The organism is Virgibacillus litoralis (assembly GCF_017873675.1).
Classification (GTDB): domain Bacteria; phylum Bacillota; class Bacilli; order Bacillales; family Amphibacillaceae; genus Lentibacillus; species Lentibacillus litoralis.
Genome location: NZ_JAGGKK010000014.1, coordinates 17,627 through 34,408, shown reverse-complemented (window position 1 = coordinate 34,408; position 16,782 = coordinate 17,627). Strand labels below are relative to the sequence as shown.

Below are 16,782 nucleotides of genomic sequence, written 5' to 3'. Positions count from 1 at the left end.
GAAATAATAGCAATTAGCGTGTATAATGAACATAGTCAGATTTTGAATATGATAGCTCTCCTAAGAGAATCCTATATATAAGTCGGATAATACGAAAAAACGAGGGTTAGTACATGAGTAAAAGAAATTTTGAGGATTATAATTTAAGTGACACAATCACACGAGCGCTTGGTGTTCTTAAATATGAAAATCCCACAGAGGTCCAACGTGAAGTAATACCAAGAGCAACGGAGAATGAGGATCTTGTTGTTAAATCACAGACAGGCACTGGTAAAACGGCATCCTTTGGTATCCCTATTTGCGAAATGATTGAATGGGAAGAAAAAAATCCACAAGCTATTATTCTCACACCAACCAGGGAACTTGCGGTGCAGGTTCGCGAAGACGTAACGAATATAGGGAGATTTAAACGGATTAAGGCTACAGCAGTTTATGGAAAAGAACCTTTTGCCAGACAAAAAGAGGAATTGAAACAAAAAACACATGTAGTTGTCGGTACACCTGGACGAGTAATGGATCATATCGAAAGAGGGACACTTGCTTTAGATCAAATAAAATACCTTATCATAGATGAAGCAGATGAAATGCTTAATATGGGGTTTATTAACGAAGTAGAATCGATCATAAAAGAACTTCCAGCAAATAGAGTGACGATGGTATTTTCAGCTACTTTGCCTAAAGATGTTGAGAACCTCTGCTATAAATATATGAAAAATCCTACTCATATTGATATTGAAGATGCCGGTATAACAACGAGTACTATTCAGCATGGACTAATTAAGGTGGAAAAAGATGAAAAGATTTCACTTTTGAAAGATGTAACGATTGCTGAAAACCCAGATAGCTGCATTATCTTTTGTGGGACGAAAGAAAACGTTGATACTGTCCTAAACGAATTGGTTCAATCCAATTATCCGTGTGGAAGGCTTCACGGAGGGTTAGAGCAGGATGATCGATTTGCAGTGATGGAAGGATTCAAAACGGGGGATTTTCGTTATCTTGTGGCAACTGATGTAGCTGCTAGAGGTATTGATATTGATAATGTGACACTTGTGATTAACTATGATGTTCCAAAGGAAAAAGAGAGCTACGTCCATCGAACGGGAAGAACTGGACGAGTTGGTAATAAAGGAAAAGCGATTACCTTTATGACATCTGTTGAGGGAAAATATCTGAATGCGATTGAAAAATACATTGGATTTGAGATACCTGTAATTGAGGCACCAAGCCATCAGGAAGTAGTGAACAATCAAGCCGCTTTTGATGAAAAACTTAGCGGCCGCCGAATTGTTAAAAATAATAAAACAGCACGAATTAATAAGGATATTATGAAGCTTCATTTTAACGGTGGCAAAAAGAAGAAGATTCGTGCGGTAGATTTTGTTGGTACAATAGCGAAAATTCCTGGCGTATCAGCAGATGATATCGGGATTATAACAATCAAGGATAGCCTATCATATGTTGATATTCTTAATGGCAAAGGTTCAGTTGTTCTGCAAGCCATGGAGAATACGACCATTAAAGGGAAGAAGCTAAAAGTTAGCAAGGCAATCAAATAAAGTGCTAAACAAAGAAGTAATTGCTTATCATTAAAAGAGAGCAATTACTTTTTTTATTACGCCGGTCCTCAGAAAAAAATGCTCAAAAAGCATCAACCGTGTCTTCATCAGGGTTATGAGAACGCGGATGCGACCTGAATAGTATGAAAAGAGTCTTCATCAGGGTTATGAGAACCGATTGTTTCACAGTATATCTTTTCACGCAATTATGAAGTTAAAACGACTTTCATACTGGATAAGTGTAAAAATTACAATAACCACATAGCTTGATGAGTGCAAGTTTCCTAATCAACAACAATCCTTTTAAAACAGCTATTATTACAAAGCTATCTATACAAACATTTTGTTGTCTGTCATTATTAATGTCAGGAGTAAACTAAGGAGTTAATCAACATGTATTTGTCGAGAATACTAAGGCTATCAATTTTTATATATGGCTTATTACACTTTGTTACGTTTTTTGTGGACAGCGATTTATTAGCTGACTTCCAAGCATTGAGTGGGTTTCTAATACTGTTGTTTGCTGGGATCAATTTGACATTAAAACAATTTAAATTACCACTCGTTCTTTTTCTGACAGGCTTAATTACTATTATGCTTGCCGGTGATTCGTTCTTTGAAAATTTACAGGATGGTCTACTGCAAATGAGCAGTATTATTGGACTATTAATTATTGTGCCAATGATTGGCTGGGTATTACGGGAAGAGCCATATATTGAGGAAATCATCGGTTTAGCACATAGAATGCTTGATACAAGTCGTAAGTTTTACTCTGGAATGATCATCTTCACTCATATTATTTCATACTTTTTGTTATTTGGGGCAATCCCGCTTATGTATCGATTCGTTGATGACATTCTGATAAATCAGCAGGGCGAGGCATGGGAAAACTTTAAAGGGACAGCACTTTTGCGTGCTTTTGCGCTGTCAACGTTATGGATAATAAGCATTCCAAGTTTCACTTTTGCTGTCGAGGCGTTGAACGCTTCGTTATGGGTAACTATTTTGCAAGGCTTCGTGGTGACAGTTTGCGCCATTGCGGTAGCTGTGATTTTTTCATATTTTGATGAGAAACGTTATGGTGTAGATTTAACATCTGAAATAAAAACAGAAATTGATAAGGTAGTTAGTCATTCTTCTAATAGGAAACAGCAAATCCGTAATTTCTTGGAGTTCGCTTTTCTGTTCATAACATTATTTGGCTCAATTTTTCTATTATATGAGCTTCTTTCAATCCCGCTAATGGTACTTATTCCACTTGTTATTATCGTGTGGACCAGTATTTATTTTACGATGAAAAAAAGGCCAGTAAAACTGTTCAGGCAAACAGCTGAATATTATAGAGAGGGGCTTATTAGCCAAGGGTATCAATTCAGTATAATGCTGGCGGCTGGCGTAATGATACTTGGTATAAATCAAACGGGTCTTGGGACAAATTTTATTGAAATGATCTATAACCTGCAGGAAATTATACCATTCTTTAATATGTTATATTTCCTACCGTTTATCGTTATTATTTTAGGCTTTATGGCGCTTGGTCCATTGACCGTCATGGTTTTAGTTGCAGGAATATTGGAGAGTATTTCACTTCCCTATCCGCCAGAATTGATTGTCCTGTCGATAACCTCCGGAAGTGCTATTTCGATACTTCTTTCACCGTTAATTATGCCAGTAATTATATTGAGTGGTACGAATGGATTAAGCGGCTATAAAAACGGAATAAAGTTCAATCTGAAGTATGCAATTGCTTTATATGTGATGGTGCAGCTTTATCTGCAAATTGCTGTATATAATCTTTAAGTTTAGAAATGGAGATTTGTAAATGAAAATTATTGTAGTAGCCGATACACATATGCCCGGTAAGAGTAAACAACTGCCATCACGGATTGTTAAGGAATTAGGAAGTGCTGAATTGATTATTCATGCTGGTGATTGGAAGTCGATGGAAGTTTATAGCATGCTCTCTAAGTATGCCGATGTGAAAGGTGTTTATGGAAATGTTGATGGTGACGATATAAAAGAAAACTTTCCTCTCAAAGAAATAATTGACGTGGCCGGACATAAAATCGGAGTAACCCACGGGCATGGGGATAAAAAGACAACAGAAAAGCGGGCTATTGAAGCCTTTGAAGACGAGGCTATGGATGTCATCATCTATGGCCACTCGCATATCCCAATGCTGAAATACTTTAAGAAGACGTTATTATTTAATCCTGGATCACCAACGGATAAACGGACACTCCCATATTATTCATTTGGAATCCTTGAAATTGATCAGGAGATACGAACGGAAATTATTTTTTTCAGTGATAAAAATTAGAGCAGGAACATGAATATAGAAGGCTGGGGTTAGATGAGAGGGCAATTGTTGTTTTTGGAAAGAATCTGGATTGATAGATTGTGATATTCCTATTGAGAGAGGGATTTAATGAGGAGATTGTTGCTAGCTTTATTACTGCTAAGCATCCCAATTTTAATGGTGGGATGTAACAGTAATTCGGATGAAAGTACAGACGGAAATGACATAGGGAATCCTGATGCTGAACAGTTATTAGCTGCTAACAAAGATGCTGATATCTTTTCGACAATTGATGTTGTATACAAAAACGCCGAAAACGTTAGCTGGATTAATGAACTGGACTTAAGTTTAGGTGATAAATACTTTGAAATTACAAAGCAATCGACAACTCCAGAGGAATTTGAAAGTGGCACAGCATCAAAGCTGCCAGTAGGAACAAAGATATATAACCTCGCAAAGGAAAATGGACCAATATTAATAGCGGTGGTTAAGGGTAAAAAAATTCCATATTTAGGTATGATTGAAGGTTAATGTTTTTCCATTTGTAATCCAATAAATACATTATTGTTCAATCTTCTATTATGTTTAGGAAGTTTGAGTGTTGAAAGGTTTTAGGATAAATGGTTTGATTCCGATAATTATGCCATGCTTTAATTCAACAAAAAATCGGAGGGTTCAGCAATGATAATATTCATATAAATAGGAATACAGTTTGATATTATTTTATTTGTTATGTTCAAGCGATTCCTATTCTTTTAACTAGTAATAAATAAATATAGATAATTTTGGAGGGATAGCAATGAACATAAATTTTACAAAAGTAATTTCTGATATTCAAAGTAAGGTTGATTTTTCGGGAGCGGTATATGTTAAGGACAAAGATAAGGTTTTAGTTGATGAAAGCTATGGGTTTGCTAATCGTTCTGATCAATTAGCGAATAATTCCAAGACTCGCTTTGGTATAGCATCTGGATGTAAACTATTTACTGCAATTGCGATTTGCCAGCTAGTTGAAGAAGGTAAACTTTCATTTAATTCTAAGTTAAGCGATTGTCTTGCTATAGACTTTAAGTATTTCGATGATAAAGTTTCAGTCCACCATTTGCTGACCCATACTTCGGGAATACCGGATTATTTTGATGAGGATGTAATGGAGGATTTTGAGGAGTTATGGGTTAAAAATCCTATGTATCACATACGTAAATTAAACGATTTTTTGTCATTATTTCAAAATGAGTCAATGAAATTTCCAGCAGGAGAAAAATTTCATTATAATAATGCGGGTTATATTTTGTTAGGTTTAATAGTGGAACAAGCTAGTAAACTGGAATTCTCTGAATATGTACAGCAATACATTTTCAGTAAAGCTAACATGAAGAGTTCAGGATACTTTTCCTTCGATTCTCTACCATCAAACACTGCCTTAGGCTATATCGATAACCCTGATGGAACCTGGAAAACAAATATCTATTCCCTGCCTGTAAAGGGTGGTTCTGACGGTGGAGCATATGTAACTGTAGAAGATATGACTAATCTGTGGGTAGCGCTTATGAATAATCAGCTACTAAATGAATCAAACACGAAGAAGCTTTTATCAACTCATACACTAGTCAATGACAATGGCTTCTATGGTTATGGAACATGGATAAAAAAACGAGCAGAAAACAATATCCTTAAGTACCATGTAATGGGCTATGACCCTGGTGTCAGCTTTCATTCTGCCTATTATCCTGACTCATCAGTTAAGGTTGTTGTTTGCTCTAATAAGTCAGACGGAGCATTTGATATAATGAGTGGAATTGAAGAAGCAATACAAAGCACTAATACCTTGTAAACACAAAAGTTTCTGCTATTTGAGTAGAGATGCATTTTTGGGAGAAAAAGCTTAAAGGGTTCAGAACCCGGATCCTCATTCCGTTATTTGTCATTTTAAGCCACATATTCCATTGAATTTGTATCTTTAGCGGAATGAGGATCCGGTCCATCCCTCATATAACAGCTTTTACTCTATTTAACGAAATGAGGATTCACATTGCTTAGCCTGCTGAATCCTCTTTCCGCTACTTTCTGCAATTCCTCATTTGTTGTACTATTAATTCTTATAACGCTCTAAAATACATCCACATCTTGACAGCAATTACAATATTTCAATATACCCTTCTGTTCCATGGACGCGAATTCGTTGCCCGTCTTTTATTATTTTGGTAGCATTTTCCACCCCAACAACTGCTGGCAGGCCATATTCACGTGCTATTACTGCTCCATGGGTCATCAGTCCACCTACTTCAGTGACGAGACCTTTTACTGATACAAACAGTGGTGTCCAGCTTGGGTCAGTAAAGGCTGTGATTAAGATATCTCCATCTACCAGGTTTGCATCTTCCATTTTTAAGATAACGCGTGCTCTGCCTTCTATAACTCCTGAAGAAACCGGTAGACCAGCAATAGCGTTGGCTGGGAGATTTTTTCGTTTGTACTCACCGGTAATGATTTCACCATCAGACGTGATAACACGTGGGGGAGTTAGTTTTTCATATGATTTGTACGCGTCTTTTCGTTCACTGATGATCTGGTAATCCAGTTTATTTGTGCGTACAACTTCACGAAGTTCTTCAAAAGTGAGATAGTATATATCTTCTTTTTCATGAATAATATTGGCTTGAACGAGTTGTTCGACTTCTTTTAGTAAAGCCTGCTTATAAACGAAGTAGTGGTTAATCATGACGTATTTTGGATATTCCCTAAACCCACTGAAATTCCGGATTAGGTCGATCATTCGTTTTGTTTCTTTGGCTTTTTGTTCACTGTCCGGTAATTGCTTTAATTTCCCCAATAACTCTTGTTCTTTTTGCAAAGCTTCCTGTCGCCCTTGCTCAAATTTCTGATTGCTGGCATTAGGCTGAAAGTTTTTGATGTTACTGAGAATCATGGGAACAAGTGCAATTGGTTTTTCGCTCCAACGAGTTTTCGTAATATCTATTTCCCCGACACATCGCATGCCGTATTTGTTAAGATAAGCTATTATTGCACTTCGGGTTTCCTGTCCACCATCAAATTTAACCAGTTCATCCAAAAAGCTATCATCTTTTGCATGTTGTAAATAATTTATTACTTCAGGATAAGGACGAATCACATCGGCAACGTCCAATAGCGCCATCCCCATTTCAGAGGTAATATTGTTTGGCACAGACTGTGAAAGCGTGTCGGCTGCGTTTTCTTCACCCAACCACTTATTCATATTTTCATTGATCCATGATGAAGCATCTATAGCAGTATTAATTACACGCGAACTCTGTGGATCAAATAAAATCTTCTTTAGTTTTTGGATATCTTCTTGAATAAAATCAAATAAATCCGGTCCTGATTTCATTTGGATGTTTTGTTTTAACGCTTCTATAGATGTTTGACTACGCTTAATCAAATCAGAGACGATTGGCTGATCGTTTTCAATTTGTGCTTGAATATCTGCAGATGACTTAGCTTTATTGCTTTTAATAGTACTCTGTTCTTTTTTATCATCTGATGCCGATTTTATAAAACCTCGCTCTATTACGTTCATTAGTGCGTCTTTTATGAGCGGATCGGATTGTCCGAGGGTAGCTAATAATTTTCCCCTGTTGTCAGGTGAAGCCAACATATGTGTAACATCAACAAACAACCTTCCACCAGCTTTACGCATAGGTGCAGGAGTTGTTAATAGGAAAAATGACAATCCCAGTGGTTTCATGGGGTCAGTCATCATTTGTTGATGACCAACAGATACATAAACCTGATTTTCTTGGGTCTCGCCTGACTCAGGGATGGGATATAAAGTCGTGATGGGACGACTCTGGACGATATAAAATGTATCATTTACTAAACACCATTCGATGTCTTGTGGACTACCAAAATAAGCTTCGATTTGTCTTCCAATGCGTGCTAGTTGTAAAATTTGTTGGTTAGTGAGTGTTTGAGTCCTCTGTTGATCAGGCTTGATTTGCTGTGTCTCTGTTCCGCCTTCTTTTCGTCCATAGATAGCCAACTTTTTGTCTGCTATCATCTTATCGACGATTTTATCATCTTTTACCTTATAACAATCGGCAGAGACCAGACCAGAGACTAGCGCTTCTCCTAGTCCAAAGCTGGCATCAATTGATAGTAGCTTTCGGTTAGAAGTAATCGGGTCAGCGGTAAATAAAATCCCTGATGCTTGCGGGAAAACCATCCGTTGAACAATAACGGATAAATACACTTGGTCGTGGTCAAATTCGTTTTGCATACGGTAAATCACGGCACGGTTCGTAAAAAGGGAAGCCCAACATTTTCGAATATGTTGTAAGATGGCTTTTTTTCCGGTGATATTTAGATAGGTGTCTTGTTGACCTGCAAAAGAGGCATGTGGTAAATCTTCAGCAGTTGCACTGGAACGCACTGCATAAGCATGTTCATCGCCAAACTGGGAGAGATAGTAAGCAACAGTGTCTGCAACATCGGAAGGAATCTCTACATCCATAATGGTTTCCCGAATCTTCCTGCTGATTTTGTTAATTTGATCTCGGTCCTCTACTTTTAGCATTGTTAGTTGACCCAACAATGAATGAAACGTTTCGTTATGTTCAATAGCTTTCTGATATCCCTCTGTTGTAACACAAAATCCTTCTGGTACTTGTATTCCTTGAATTTTTGACAATGCCCCTAACTTTAACCCTTTTCCGCCAACGAGTAAAATCTGAGTTTTTTCCATTTCCTGAAAACTAAGAACCAAAGAACTCATTCCACATCTCTCCTAACATCATAAGTTCTATTGTATTTTAGCAGTTGCAAATGAGAATAAACAGTCTATAATTACCTTTTTTTATATGCTATAATTAAAATAGAAAGAGTCAGAGTTTAATTTTAAATCTTATCATACATTACTCTTATACCCTGGTTCATCTCTTCAAAAGTAGCTCCTATCCTTTTATCCCACACATATTGATTACAAATCACACTACAATTATAAAAATGATCATCAATGCACATTGATGGTCATTTTTAGTGTTGAGAAACGTATTCAATTTTTTACCTTCTGCTGAAACCACTACTATCGGCTAATGGGTTCTAGAAATAACATTTAAATTAGCATACAATTCGAACCGTATTTAACAGTATAAATAACAAACTAAAACGCTCAGAAAATAATCTAAGCGTTTTATAACGTAATATTTAATTTTTTTATAAATCTAAATCCTCTTATTTGTTGAAGAGTGGTTAACTATTGATAAAAACTTTTAGCTATTTTAATCACTTCTTCTTTGGTGGCAGAGTTGTTGTCAACCAGCAGTTCATAATAAATATTATCTTTCTGCCACTTCATTATTTTTCTGTTTTCTGTTTCACCATATCTGCCTTTTAAATTCTTCCTTATCTTTACTTCCTCTTCTGTAAAATCTATTGCATTTTCGCCTATAGTTGCCCTGAAGGTTACTTCTTCCTGATACCCATTTTTAAATAAAACCTCAAGCAGACTATTCCCTATTCCTCCAATGTTTCTCACGTTTACTTTTGTTTCTGTTGGTTTGAAAGGCAGGACATTCGGAATCTCTGGATTAAATGATAATTTAGGAAGGGCATTAACAACTTTTTCTTCATCATAGCCGACAAGTTCCTTAGACCTCGACTTATCATCGCACCCCACAGAAATTAAAAGAACTATTATAAATATAAACGCAAGTTTCCGCAAAAATCCTCTCCCCCTTGGCTCCTTCAACACTTCTACTGCGTTAGTTGAATAAGCTCGTTCTGTTTTTATCTATATTTTAGCATAAAACTCCAGAAAACCTTTCCAAAATATAGTACAACTCACTATTGGCATCACTTATCAAATTTAAAGCAACATTGCTTTTAACACTCTTTTTCATACCTAAAATGCACACTGCACATAAATTTATGTACGTATGTTAAAAAGGTCGCTATTAAGTATGTCAATCTGGATGTTAAAAACAGATAAACGTTGTCATATGGAGAGAAATCAATAAATATCACACTAAAAAGGAGTACAAATCGCATAGCGTTTCGTACTCCTTTTTATTGCAGATAAGAAGCAAAATACTTTACTATCGCCATAAAAGCTTAATGAATGCCAAGTTTATTTAATAATTTCCAGGAGATTTTATTCAGGAAGGAAGGGTATTCCATTATTTTGTCGAAATCTAATTTTGACGAGTCTTTTAGAAAGGAGAAAAGTAATTGAGCTCTAACCCAAAATTGGACCTTTCGCAAACTGAAAAAGCCCAACTTAGAAGAGCAAAAATAAAGATAAGTGAAGTACATACGTATAGTGAACAAGAATTATCGCAAATTTTAGGTATATCAGATGAGAGAGCACAAACTGTTAAAGCATTGGCTGAATTTCAGGAAGTGCCTTATATTGGTTATGAATTAGCTGAGAAGCTAGTACACCATTTAGATATTTATTCCTTAAAAGAATTAAAAGATAAAAGTGGCGCAGAGCTATTTGATGAATTGGAACAACGGTTAGGTGTATGGACGGACCCTTGTGTCGAAGATCAACTTCGCTGTGCTGTTAACTTTGCGAATAGTAAAAGCAGTAGTAAAAAATGGTTTGATTTTACAAATGAGAGAAAGGATTACCGTGAAAAGCTTGGATATCCAGAAGGTAGACCAAAGAAAGCATGGTATGAATAGGGGAGTGAAAAATATGAAAACAAAACTAGCACATGTCAGAGTCAATGTTAAAGATTTAGACGAAGCAATTGATTGGTATGAGTCTACACTTGGGTTTAAAGTAGCTGCAACATGGCCACCTGAAAAGCCTAACTATGCGCATTTTGAAGCGGATAATGGAGCAACCTTTGCTATAATGGAACATGAAGATTACCCATCTCTTGGCAGACTCAATTTTCATACAGACGATGTTGAAGCATTATGGATAGAACTAAAAAATAACGTTAATGTCATTGAAGAATTGTTTTCAACACCTTATGGTACCCGAAAATTCACGATTACTGACTTAGATGGTAACGAATTAGGTTTTGTTCAAGACTGATAGTTATTCAGATATTAATATTTAGGGAGGCAGTTATGGCTTACGATGAAAATTGTCCGTTTTGCAATCCAATGGATGATGCAGAGCAGAATATAGTATTTGAAAATGAAACGTGCTATTTTTTAGTAGTTAAGCAAGTATAAATCCTTTCTTACTGCATAAGTGCAACTAAGGCACTCGCCATTAGGCTTGGCGAATGCCAAGTTTTCTAACAGCACAATAAGGAACAAAATGTACTGGAAGGATGCGGTCTTATTGTTCCAAAAAAGCATCATGCAAATGTATTAGAATTAACAAAAGCAGAGTGGAACGATACATATGAACTCTTACAAGCTGCAACGAAATATCTTGAATCAGAATATTCTCCTGATGGATATACCCTCGGATGGAATGTCGGTGAAGTATCAGGTCAGTTTATATTTCATAGTCATTTTCACGTGATACCAAGGTATAATAATGAACCATATGCTGGAAAAGGTGTTCGTCACTGGTTAAAGCAGCCTGAAAATAAGAGAGAGTCATAGAATAATAATAGAAAAGGAATGTGAATAATTGCCGTACGTAAATACTGACAGACTAACTCTAATTACATTTACAGTTGAAATGATGAAGGCTACTTTAAATGGTCAACATCAATTGGAAGAAATAACAGGCTATAAAGCGGCTGATGAATATCCGATGGAGGATTATAAACAATTGCTATCCTATAAAATAGATCGGTTTACACGGCACCCAGAAGAAAATGAATGGGAAGGTATTATCATTCATAAGAAAGACAATACGATTATGGGCGACATGGGATTTAAAGGTGGACCAAATGAAGAAGGAGAGATGGACTTAGGATATAGCATTGTTCCCAGTTATCAAGGTAAAGGATACGCGACAGAAATGACAATAGCTATGGTGAACTGGGGATTGCAGCAACAGAATGTAAACAAAATCACAGCCAGCTGCTCAGAAAGCAATATTCCGTCTATCCGAGTTCTGGAAAAGACAGGATTTGAACAAATCAGAACAGAAGATAGAGAAATTTACTGGTCAATTTAATAGTAGAGGGAGAGTAGCCTTATGAAATTTGTGCTGATCTTTGGAGCGCAAGCAGTTGGTAAAATGACTGTTGGACAGGAATTGGCAAAAATTACGGACTTAACGCTATTTCATAATCATATGACGATTGATCTCCTTGAACCATTTTACGGATTCACCCCAGAAATGTGGAGACTATCAGATTTATTCCGAGAAGAGATATTTAAGTCATTTTCTAAAAGTGATAAGTACGGCATGATTTTTACATTTGTATGGGCTTTTAATGAAAAGGAAGATTGGGATGCTGTCGATAAGATGACTAATATCTTTAGTTCTGAAGATAGCGAAAATTATTTTGTTGAATTAGAAGCTAATGTAGAAGAAAGGCTTAAGCGGAATAAAACACCCAATAGGCTGGAACAAAAACCAACGAAAAGAAACGTCGAACAATCGGAACAAGATTTACTAAGCACTTTGGACACGCTTCGATTAAATTCACACGAAGGGGAAGTGGAAAAGGAGAATTATATAAAAATAAATAACACAAATTTGAGTGCTGAAGAGGTAGCTCAAATGATAAAAAAAGAGTTTCAATTATAGGCTTTTAGGAGGCTTTTTAATGGACAATCAATTTCGCGAGTTTTTTGATACTTTTTTAGATGTTTGGAGAAGATCATCTTTAACAGAGTTAGAAGATATAATTTCTATCGATTATAAAGCTAGAGAAATATCAGGCGGTGAAGTAGTAGATTTCGGTTATGAAGAAGCAATAAATGGGTGGGAGCAGGGCTTTAATTTCGTGAAGGAAAACGATGCCGAATGGGAACTAAAAGAAATTTCAATTCTGCCTTTACGCGATGATGAAACGATGGCGATAATGTCGGCAACATTAGTAATTGAAGGAAAAAGTTTGGAAACCGTAAATTTATTTTTCGAAACATTCAAGAGAAATGAAGAGAATAATTGGAAGTTGGTAAGAAGTTATATAGAAGCAGGAGTTATTAAGGAGAATATTGATGGGAAACTTTTCTAAACCTGTAAAGAATCAGATTGGAACAGTATTCGTTCATGTTGAAGACCTAAAAAAATCAGTGGAGTGGTACAGTAACATTATTGGATTTGATTACGATCGGAATAGTGTAGAATCCCCTGTTTATAACATACCAATCGATGGTGCAACTGGGTTAACATTGGACGACCATAAATTTGATGAAAATTTCACACATAAACCTAGCCCAAATCCGATCTGCAACCTTCTTGTTGAAAACATTGATGAAGCATACCATTTTATGAAAAATAATAATGTGGAAATTGTAAGGGAAATAGAAAGGATTGGGGAAGATTTTGCCTGGTTTAACTTTACTGACCCTGATGGTAATGTACTGATGGCTTGTACTTGCTGACACTGGAAAATCAAGGTGACTTTTAATTCTGCTTTAAGGAGTGAAATTTTGAAAAATAGACATCTATTTTTATTTGGTGGGAGTCCACCGTTCAGCGATAAATTTGGCAAAAAGTTTGCTGATTTCTCGCTTAACAATAAAGGTAAGGTTGCTATCCTATTCATCGAGAGGAATGGCTGGGAAGAGTATATGAAAATATACACTAGTATACTGGAAGAAAATAATATAGAGAGGTTTTTCTATTTACCGCTCACGCCAACTATCGATCATGCTACGCTGCAGGAGTTAAGTTCTTGCACAGGAGTAATTATTTCTGGTGGAGAAACGGAGCTTTACCGAAACTACATAGTTGATACACCAATAGGCAAGCGTATTAAAGAACTGTATGAAAATGGAGCTCCAGTAGCAGGGTTCTCAGCAGGCGCTTTAATCAGTCCTTTGAATTGTGTCATACCACCTATAGACAACTCAAGGAATGAGCATCTATTCCTGAATGGTCTGGGACTTATAAGAGATTGTGTAATAAGTGTTCATTTCTCTAAATGGAAAGAAGAAGAAAATCTAAAGGCAGCGTTAGCAAGAGTAAATGCTCCAATTGGTTACGGTATCGATGACGATGAAGGATTATATTTTGAAAATGAAATCCTCTCAGAAACAGAAGGAGATAATTACTATATTTTTAAGCAAGAAAATTAGAGTTTTGTTAACAAGCGTTCTGAATGGGAGGAACATAAAATTGGTATTGTAGAATTGTCCTTGATAATTACAGGAATACTTATTTTTTTACTTAGTTTGCTATACTCCAGATATTTTGTAATACATACCTTAGTTGTCTTCATCATTTTATTGGTAGAATTTGCTTTTGCTGTGTTTGTAGGTAATCGCTTGAGTTATATATTTGGTGCAGATGGCTCTGGTCTAGTCTTATTCCCGGTATTTGTTCTGATTATGTTCTGCTTATTACTTATCTTGAACATATTTTTCTTTCAGCCAAAGAATAGACATTAAATTAATTATGACGTGTAGAGGGAGGTTCATCTATTGAGTAAAAATTCAAAGTTGGTCATCATATCTTCCTTAATAGTCTTATTTATTGTTCTATATTATTCAATGTCTTTTTCCAATCAGTTAGTCATTCGACGTACTATCTTTTTTAATGGTTTTCCAATTAGTGCTATTACCGCTGATATACAAAATGAACCTGAATCTCAAGATAAAACATATGGGGATTGTTACGTTATACATAATCCTGAAGTGAGCAACGGTTCCGAAAAATCGGTGCCTGGTGTTTGTATGAAGAAAAATAAGTTTGGATTCTATTACGACGTAATAATTGGCGTTCACTAAATTAGCCGTATCTAGGAATCCGTAACTTTCGAAATTAGAATATATGTAAGAGGTGTGGACAATGGAAGAACATAAAAAACTGCCTCCAATCAAAGCGGCACAAAAGTTTATAAATAGCCAATTCCCACATTGTGATGCCGCTTTATTGGCTGGTAGTGTAGTTCGTGGTGAAGCAACAGAAACATCAGATCTTGATATTGTAATATTTGATAATAATTTCAGTTCATCATATAGAGAATCTCTAATTGATTTAGGCTGGAAAATAGAAGTGTTTGCTCATAACCTGATTTCTTATAAAGCGTTTTTTAAAAGTGACTATGAAAGAGCCAGACCTTCAATCCCTAGAATGGTATCAGAAGGTATCATTTTAAAAGATAATGGTGTAATCGAGGTCATAAAAAACGAAGCAGAAGAATTATTAGCTAAAGGTCCAGAACAATGGTCAATAGAAACAATAATGGCAAAACGATACTTTATTACTGATGCACTTGATGATTTTATCGGTTGCGATAGTAGAGCAGAAGGAATATTTATAGCCAATACGCTTGCAGAATTGCTAAGTGAATTTGTACTTAGGACAAATCATAGATGGATTGGTACGTCTAAATGGATAATACGTTCATTAAGAAATTATGATGTTGAGTTTGCAGAACGTTTTGTTAAGGCATTTGATGATTTTTACAAAACTGGTGAAAAAAAGCAATTAATACAGTTTGTTGACATTGTGCTATTACCATATGGCGGACGTCTGTTTGATGGCTTTTCATTAGGAAAGAATGATCATTGTTCATAATTTATTTTTGCTGTCATAAACACATCTGGTTTTTATCAGTGCTGGATGACGTGATGTTTATCCGTTCGTTTGTACAAAATTAACGGATACTTATAAATGGGGTATAGGAGGGATTTATTATTATATTATTATCAACAGTTAGCGGGTTAAATACAGGAGATATTATTTTTCAATTATTTTCATTTTTGTTTGTTGTTGCTATTGTTCTAGGTATAATCTCATTATTTATTCTGTTTAACAAAAGAAATAAACGATTAGATAGAGTAGAAGAAAAACCTGATAAGCTACTGTCCGAAAAAGAAAAGTAAACTTGCTAAAAATTATTTAAATATAAAGGAGCTAGATTGTATGACTAAACCACTATTGGGGGGCATGGAAGGAGTATTCATTCCAGTTAAAGACCCGAAATTATCAGCTAAATGGTATGAAGAAAAACTTGGCCTTACGCTTAACTACATTGAAGAAGAAGCAGCTGTTATGAATATTGCAGAAGCGTCTCAAACGGTAATATGTCTTGTAAGAACATCAGATCATCAGCCAATGAAGTTTCCTGATAATAATTTTGGTGTTGGTAAATATTATAATTTTATTTCTAATGGAGATATTGAAGAGACATATCAATTGTTGTGTGAAAAAAATGTCAACGTTAATGCCATTGGTGGAGAAGGAAACACTAAATATTTTACTTTTTATGATCCAGACGGTAATCCATTAGGCGTTTGCCAATAATTAGTTACTAATGAGTAATGGGGAGGGTTTTTATCAAAAAGATTATATTTGGAACATTAATTGTAGTGGCATTTTCCTTTATTTATCATAATTTTCAACAATCCCCAGAAGCACAAGATGTGTTGATAAATACTGATGACTGGTCTAAGCCCATTGATGTCCTGTTTGTAGAAAATATTGGCGGGGAATGGGTTACTTTTTTCAGAGATGATGAACAAATGTATGTTGGTTTATTAAAGCAAAATTGGCTTGGTCAATGGAATCTCGAAGATAACTTTGGAAATGAGGGTGCAGTCGGTAATGTAGCATTTAATCCTAACCTCGAAAATAGAGCTGGTATTGTTTGGGGATTCTCTGGTGTGTCAAAAGGTGGTGACTCACTGCAACGTTATTATTACGGAATGATATCGAACAGGGAAATTGATAAGATTACTTTATCCGTTGATAACGGCAGGCCCGATAATGTTTCACTTATAAAATCAAAGGGAGAACGCTTTTTCTTCATCAGGAAACAGGAAACAGATGGTGTTCCATATGAATTTAAAGCTATATCTGATGAACAAGTAGTTGCCAGGGAAAGTTAAAGGTTTAAGGGCGGT

The 16,782-nt window shown here is 35.7% G+C and carries 18 protein-coding genes and 1 pseudogene; 17 read left to right on the top strand and 2 right to left on the bottom strand.

Annotated elements, in window-relative coordinates; translation table 11 throughout:
* The first annotated feature begins 113 nt into the window (after positions 1-113).
* The 5 genes from J2Z82_RS12575 (at position 114) to J2Z82_RS12555 (ending at position 5,692) form a co-directional block, all read left to right on the top strand.
* Complete coding sequence (locus tag J2Z82_RS12575) at positions 114-1,559, top strand: DEAD/DEAH box helicase (RefSeq protein WP_209481140.1); 1,446 nt, start codon at positions 114-116, stop codon at positions 1,557-1,559.
* Positions 1,560-1,952: 393 nt separating this feature from the next.
* Entirely contained in the window at positions 1,953-3,359 is a 1,407-nt protein-coding gene (locus tag J2Z82_RS12570) for a hypothetical protein (RefSeq protein WP_209481139.1), read from the top strand.
* 22 nt (positions 3,360-3,381) lie between these two features.
* Positions 3,382-3,879: a metallophosphoesterase family protein gene (locus J2Z82_RS12565; protein WP_209481138.1), complete on the top strand. Its 498-nt coding sequence runs from the start codon at positions 3,382-3,384 to the stop codon at positions 3,877-3,879.
* Positions 3,880-3,987: 108 nt separating this feature from the next.
* Positions 3,988-4,389, top strand: coding sequence for a hypothetical protein (locus tag J2Z82_RS12560; RefSeq protein ID WP_209481137.1), 402 nt, complete (start codon positions 3,988-3,990; stop codon positions 4,387-4,389).
* Between the two features lie 268 nt (positions 4,390-4,657).
* Positions 4,658-5,692: a serine hydrolase domain-containing protein gene (locus J2Z82_RS12555; RefSeq protein ID WP_209481136.1), complete on the top strand. Its 1,035-nt coding sequence runs from the start codon at positions 4,658-4,660 to the stop codon at positions 5,690-5,692.
* 303 nt (positions 5,693-5,995) lie between these two features.
* On the opposite strand, the gene ppsA is transcribed toward J2Z82_RS12555, so the two are convergent.
* Positions 5,996-8,611 (bottom strand): phosphoenolpyruvate synthase, encoded by a 2,616-nt coding sequence (gene ppsA / locus J2Z82_RS12550; protein WP_209481135.1) that lies wholly within the window; start codon positions 8,609-8,611, stop codon positions 5,996-5,998.
* Between the two features lie 480 nt (positions 8,612-9,091).
* Positions 9,092-9,559, bottom strand: coding sequence for a hypothetical protein (locus J2Z82_RS12545; RefSeq protein WP_209481134.1), 468 nt, complete (start codon positions 9,557-9,559; stop codon positions 9,092-9,094).
* A gap of 506 nt (positions 9,560-10,065) precedes the next feature.
* Between J2Z82_RS12545 and J2Z82_RS12540 the strand changes: the two genes are divergently transcribed.
* From J2Z82_RS12540 to J2Z82_RS12485, 12 genes and pseudogenes are all read left to right on the top strand, one after another.
* A complete protein-coding gene (locus tag J2Z82_RS12540; protein ID WP_209481133.1) occupies positions 10,066-10,524 on the top strand; it encodes a helix-hairpin-helix domain-containing protein in 459 nt (152 codons plus the stop codon).
* A 13-nt stretch (positions 10,525-10,537) separates the two neighbouring features.
* The gene (locus J2Z82_RS12535; RefSeq protein WP_209481132.1) at positions 10,538-10,885 is read left to right on the top strand and encodes a VOC family protein; all 348 of its coding nucleotides are present in this window, start codon (positions 10,538-10,540) and stop codon (positions 10,883-10,885) included.
* A 35-nt stretch (positions 10,886-10,920) separates the two neighbouring features.
* Positions 10,921-11,409, top strand: a pseudogene (locus J2Z82_RS12530) (HIT family protein).
* A 28-nt stretch (positions 11,410-11,437) separates the two neighbouring features.
* On the top strand, positions 11,438-11,932 hold the full coding sequence (locus J2Z82_RS12525) for a GNAT family N-acetyltransferase (RefSeq protein WP_209481131.1): 495 nt from the start codon (positions 11,438-11,440) through the stop codon (positions 11,930-11,932).
* A 21-nt stretch (positions 11,933-11,953) separates the two neighbouring features.
* Positions 11,954-12,511: a DEAD/DEAH box helicase family protein gene (locus J2Z82_RS12520; RefSeq protein WP_209481130.1), complete on the top strand. Its 558-nt coding sequence runs from the start codon at positions 11,954-11,956 to the stop codon at positions 12,509-12,511.
* Positions 12,512-12,530: 19 nt separating this feature from the next.
* Positions 12,531-12,944: a flavoprotein gene (locus J2Z82_RS12515; RefSeq protein WP_209481129.1), complete on the top strand. Its 414-nt coding sequence runs from the start codon at positions 12,531-12,533 to the stop codon at positions 12,942-12,944.
* Positions 12,928-13,314: a VOC family protein gene (locus J2Z82_RS12510; protein WP_209481128.1), complete on the top strand. Its 387-nt coding sequence runs from the start codon at positions 12,928-12,930 to the stop codon at positions 13,312-13,314. The genes J2Z82_RS12515 and J2Z82_RS12510 overlap by 17 nt, the downstream gene beginning before the upstream one ends.
* A 48-nt stretch (positions 13,315-13,362) precedes the next feature.
* Positions 13,363-14,010, top strand: a complete 648-nt coding sequence (locus J2Z82_RS12505) for a Type 1 glutamine amidotransferase-like domain-containing protein (protein ID WP_209481127.1) — start codon at positions 13,363-13,365, stop codon at positions 14,008-14,010.
* A 345-nt stretch (positions 14,011-14,355) separates the two neighbouring features.
* Positions 14,356-14,661, top strand: a complete 306-nt coding sequence (locus J2Z82_RS12500; protein ID WP_209481126.1) for a hypothetical protein — start codon at positions 14,356-14,358, stop codon at positions 14,659-14,661.
* Between the two features lie 61 nt (positions 14,662-14,722).
* Complete coding sequence (locus J2Z82_RS12495) at positions 14,723-15,454, top strand: nucleotidyltransferase domain-containing protein (RefSeq protein WP_209481125.1); 732 nt, start codon at positions 14,723-14,725, stop codon at positions 15,452-15,454.
* A 348-nt stretch (positions 15,455-15,802) separates the two neighbouring features.
* Positions 15,803-16,183 (top strand): VOC family protein, encoded by a 381-nt coding sequence (locus J2Z82_RS12490; protein ID WP_209481124.1) that lies wholly within the window; start codon positions 15,803-15,805, stop codon positions 16,181-16,183.
* 17 nt (positions 16,184-16,200) lie between these two features.
* Complete coding sequence (locus J2Z82_RS12485; RefSeq protein WP_209481123.1) at positions 16,201-16,767, top strand: hypothetical protein; 567 nt, start codon at positions 16,201-16,203, stop codon at positions 16,765-16,767.
* Positions 16,768-16,782 lie beyond the last annotated feature (15 nt).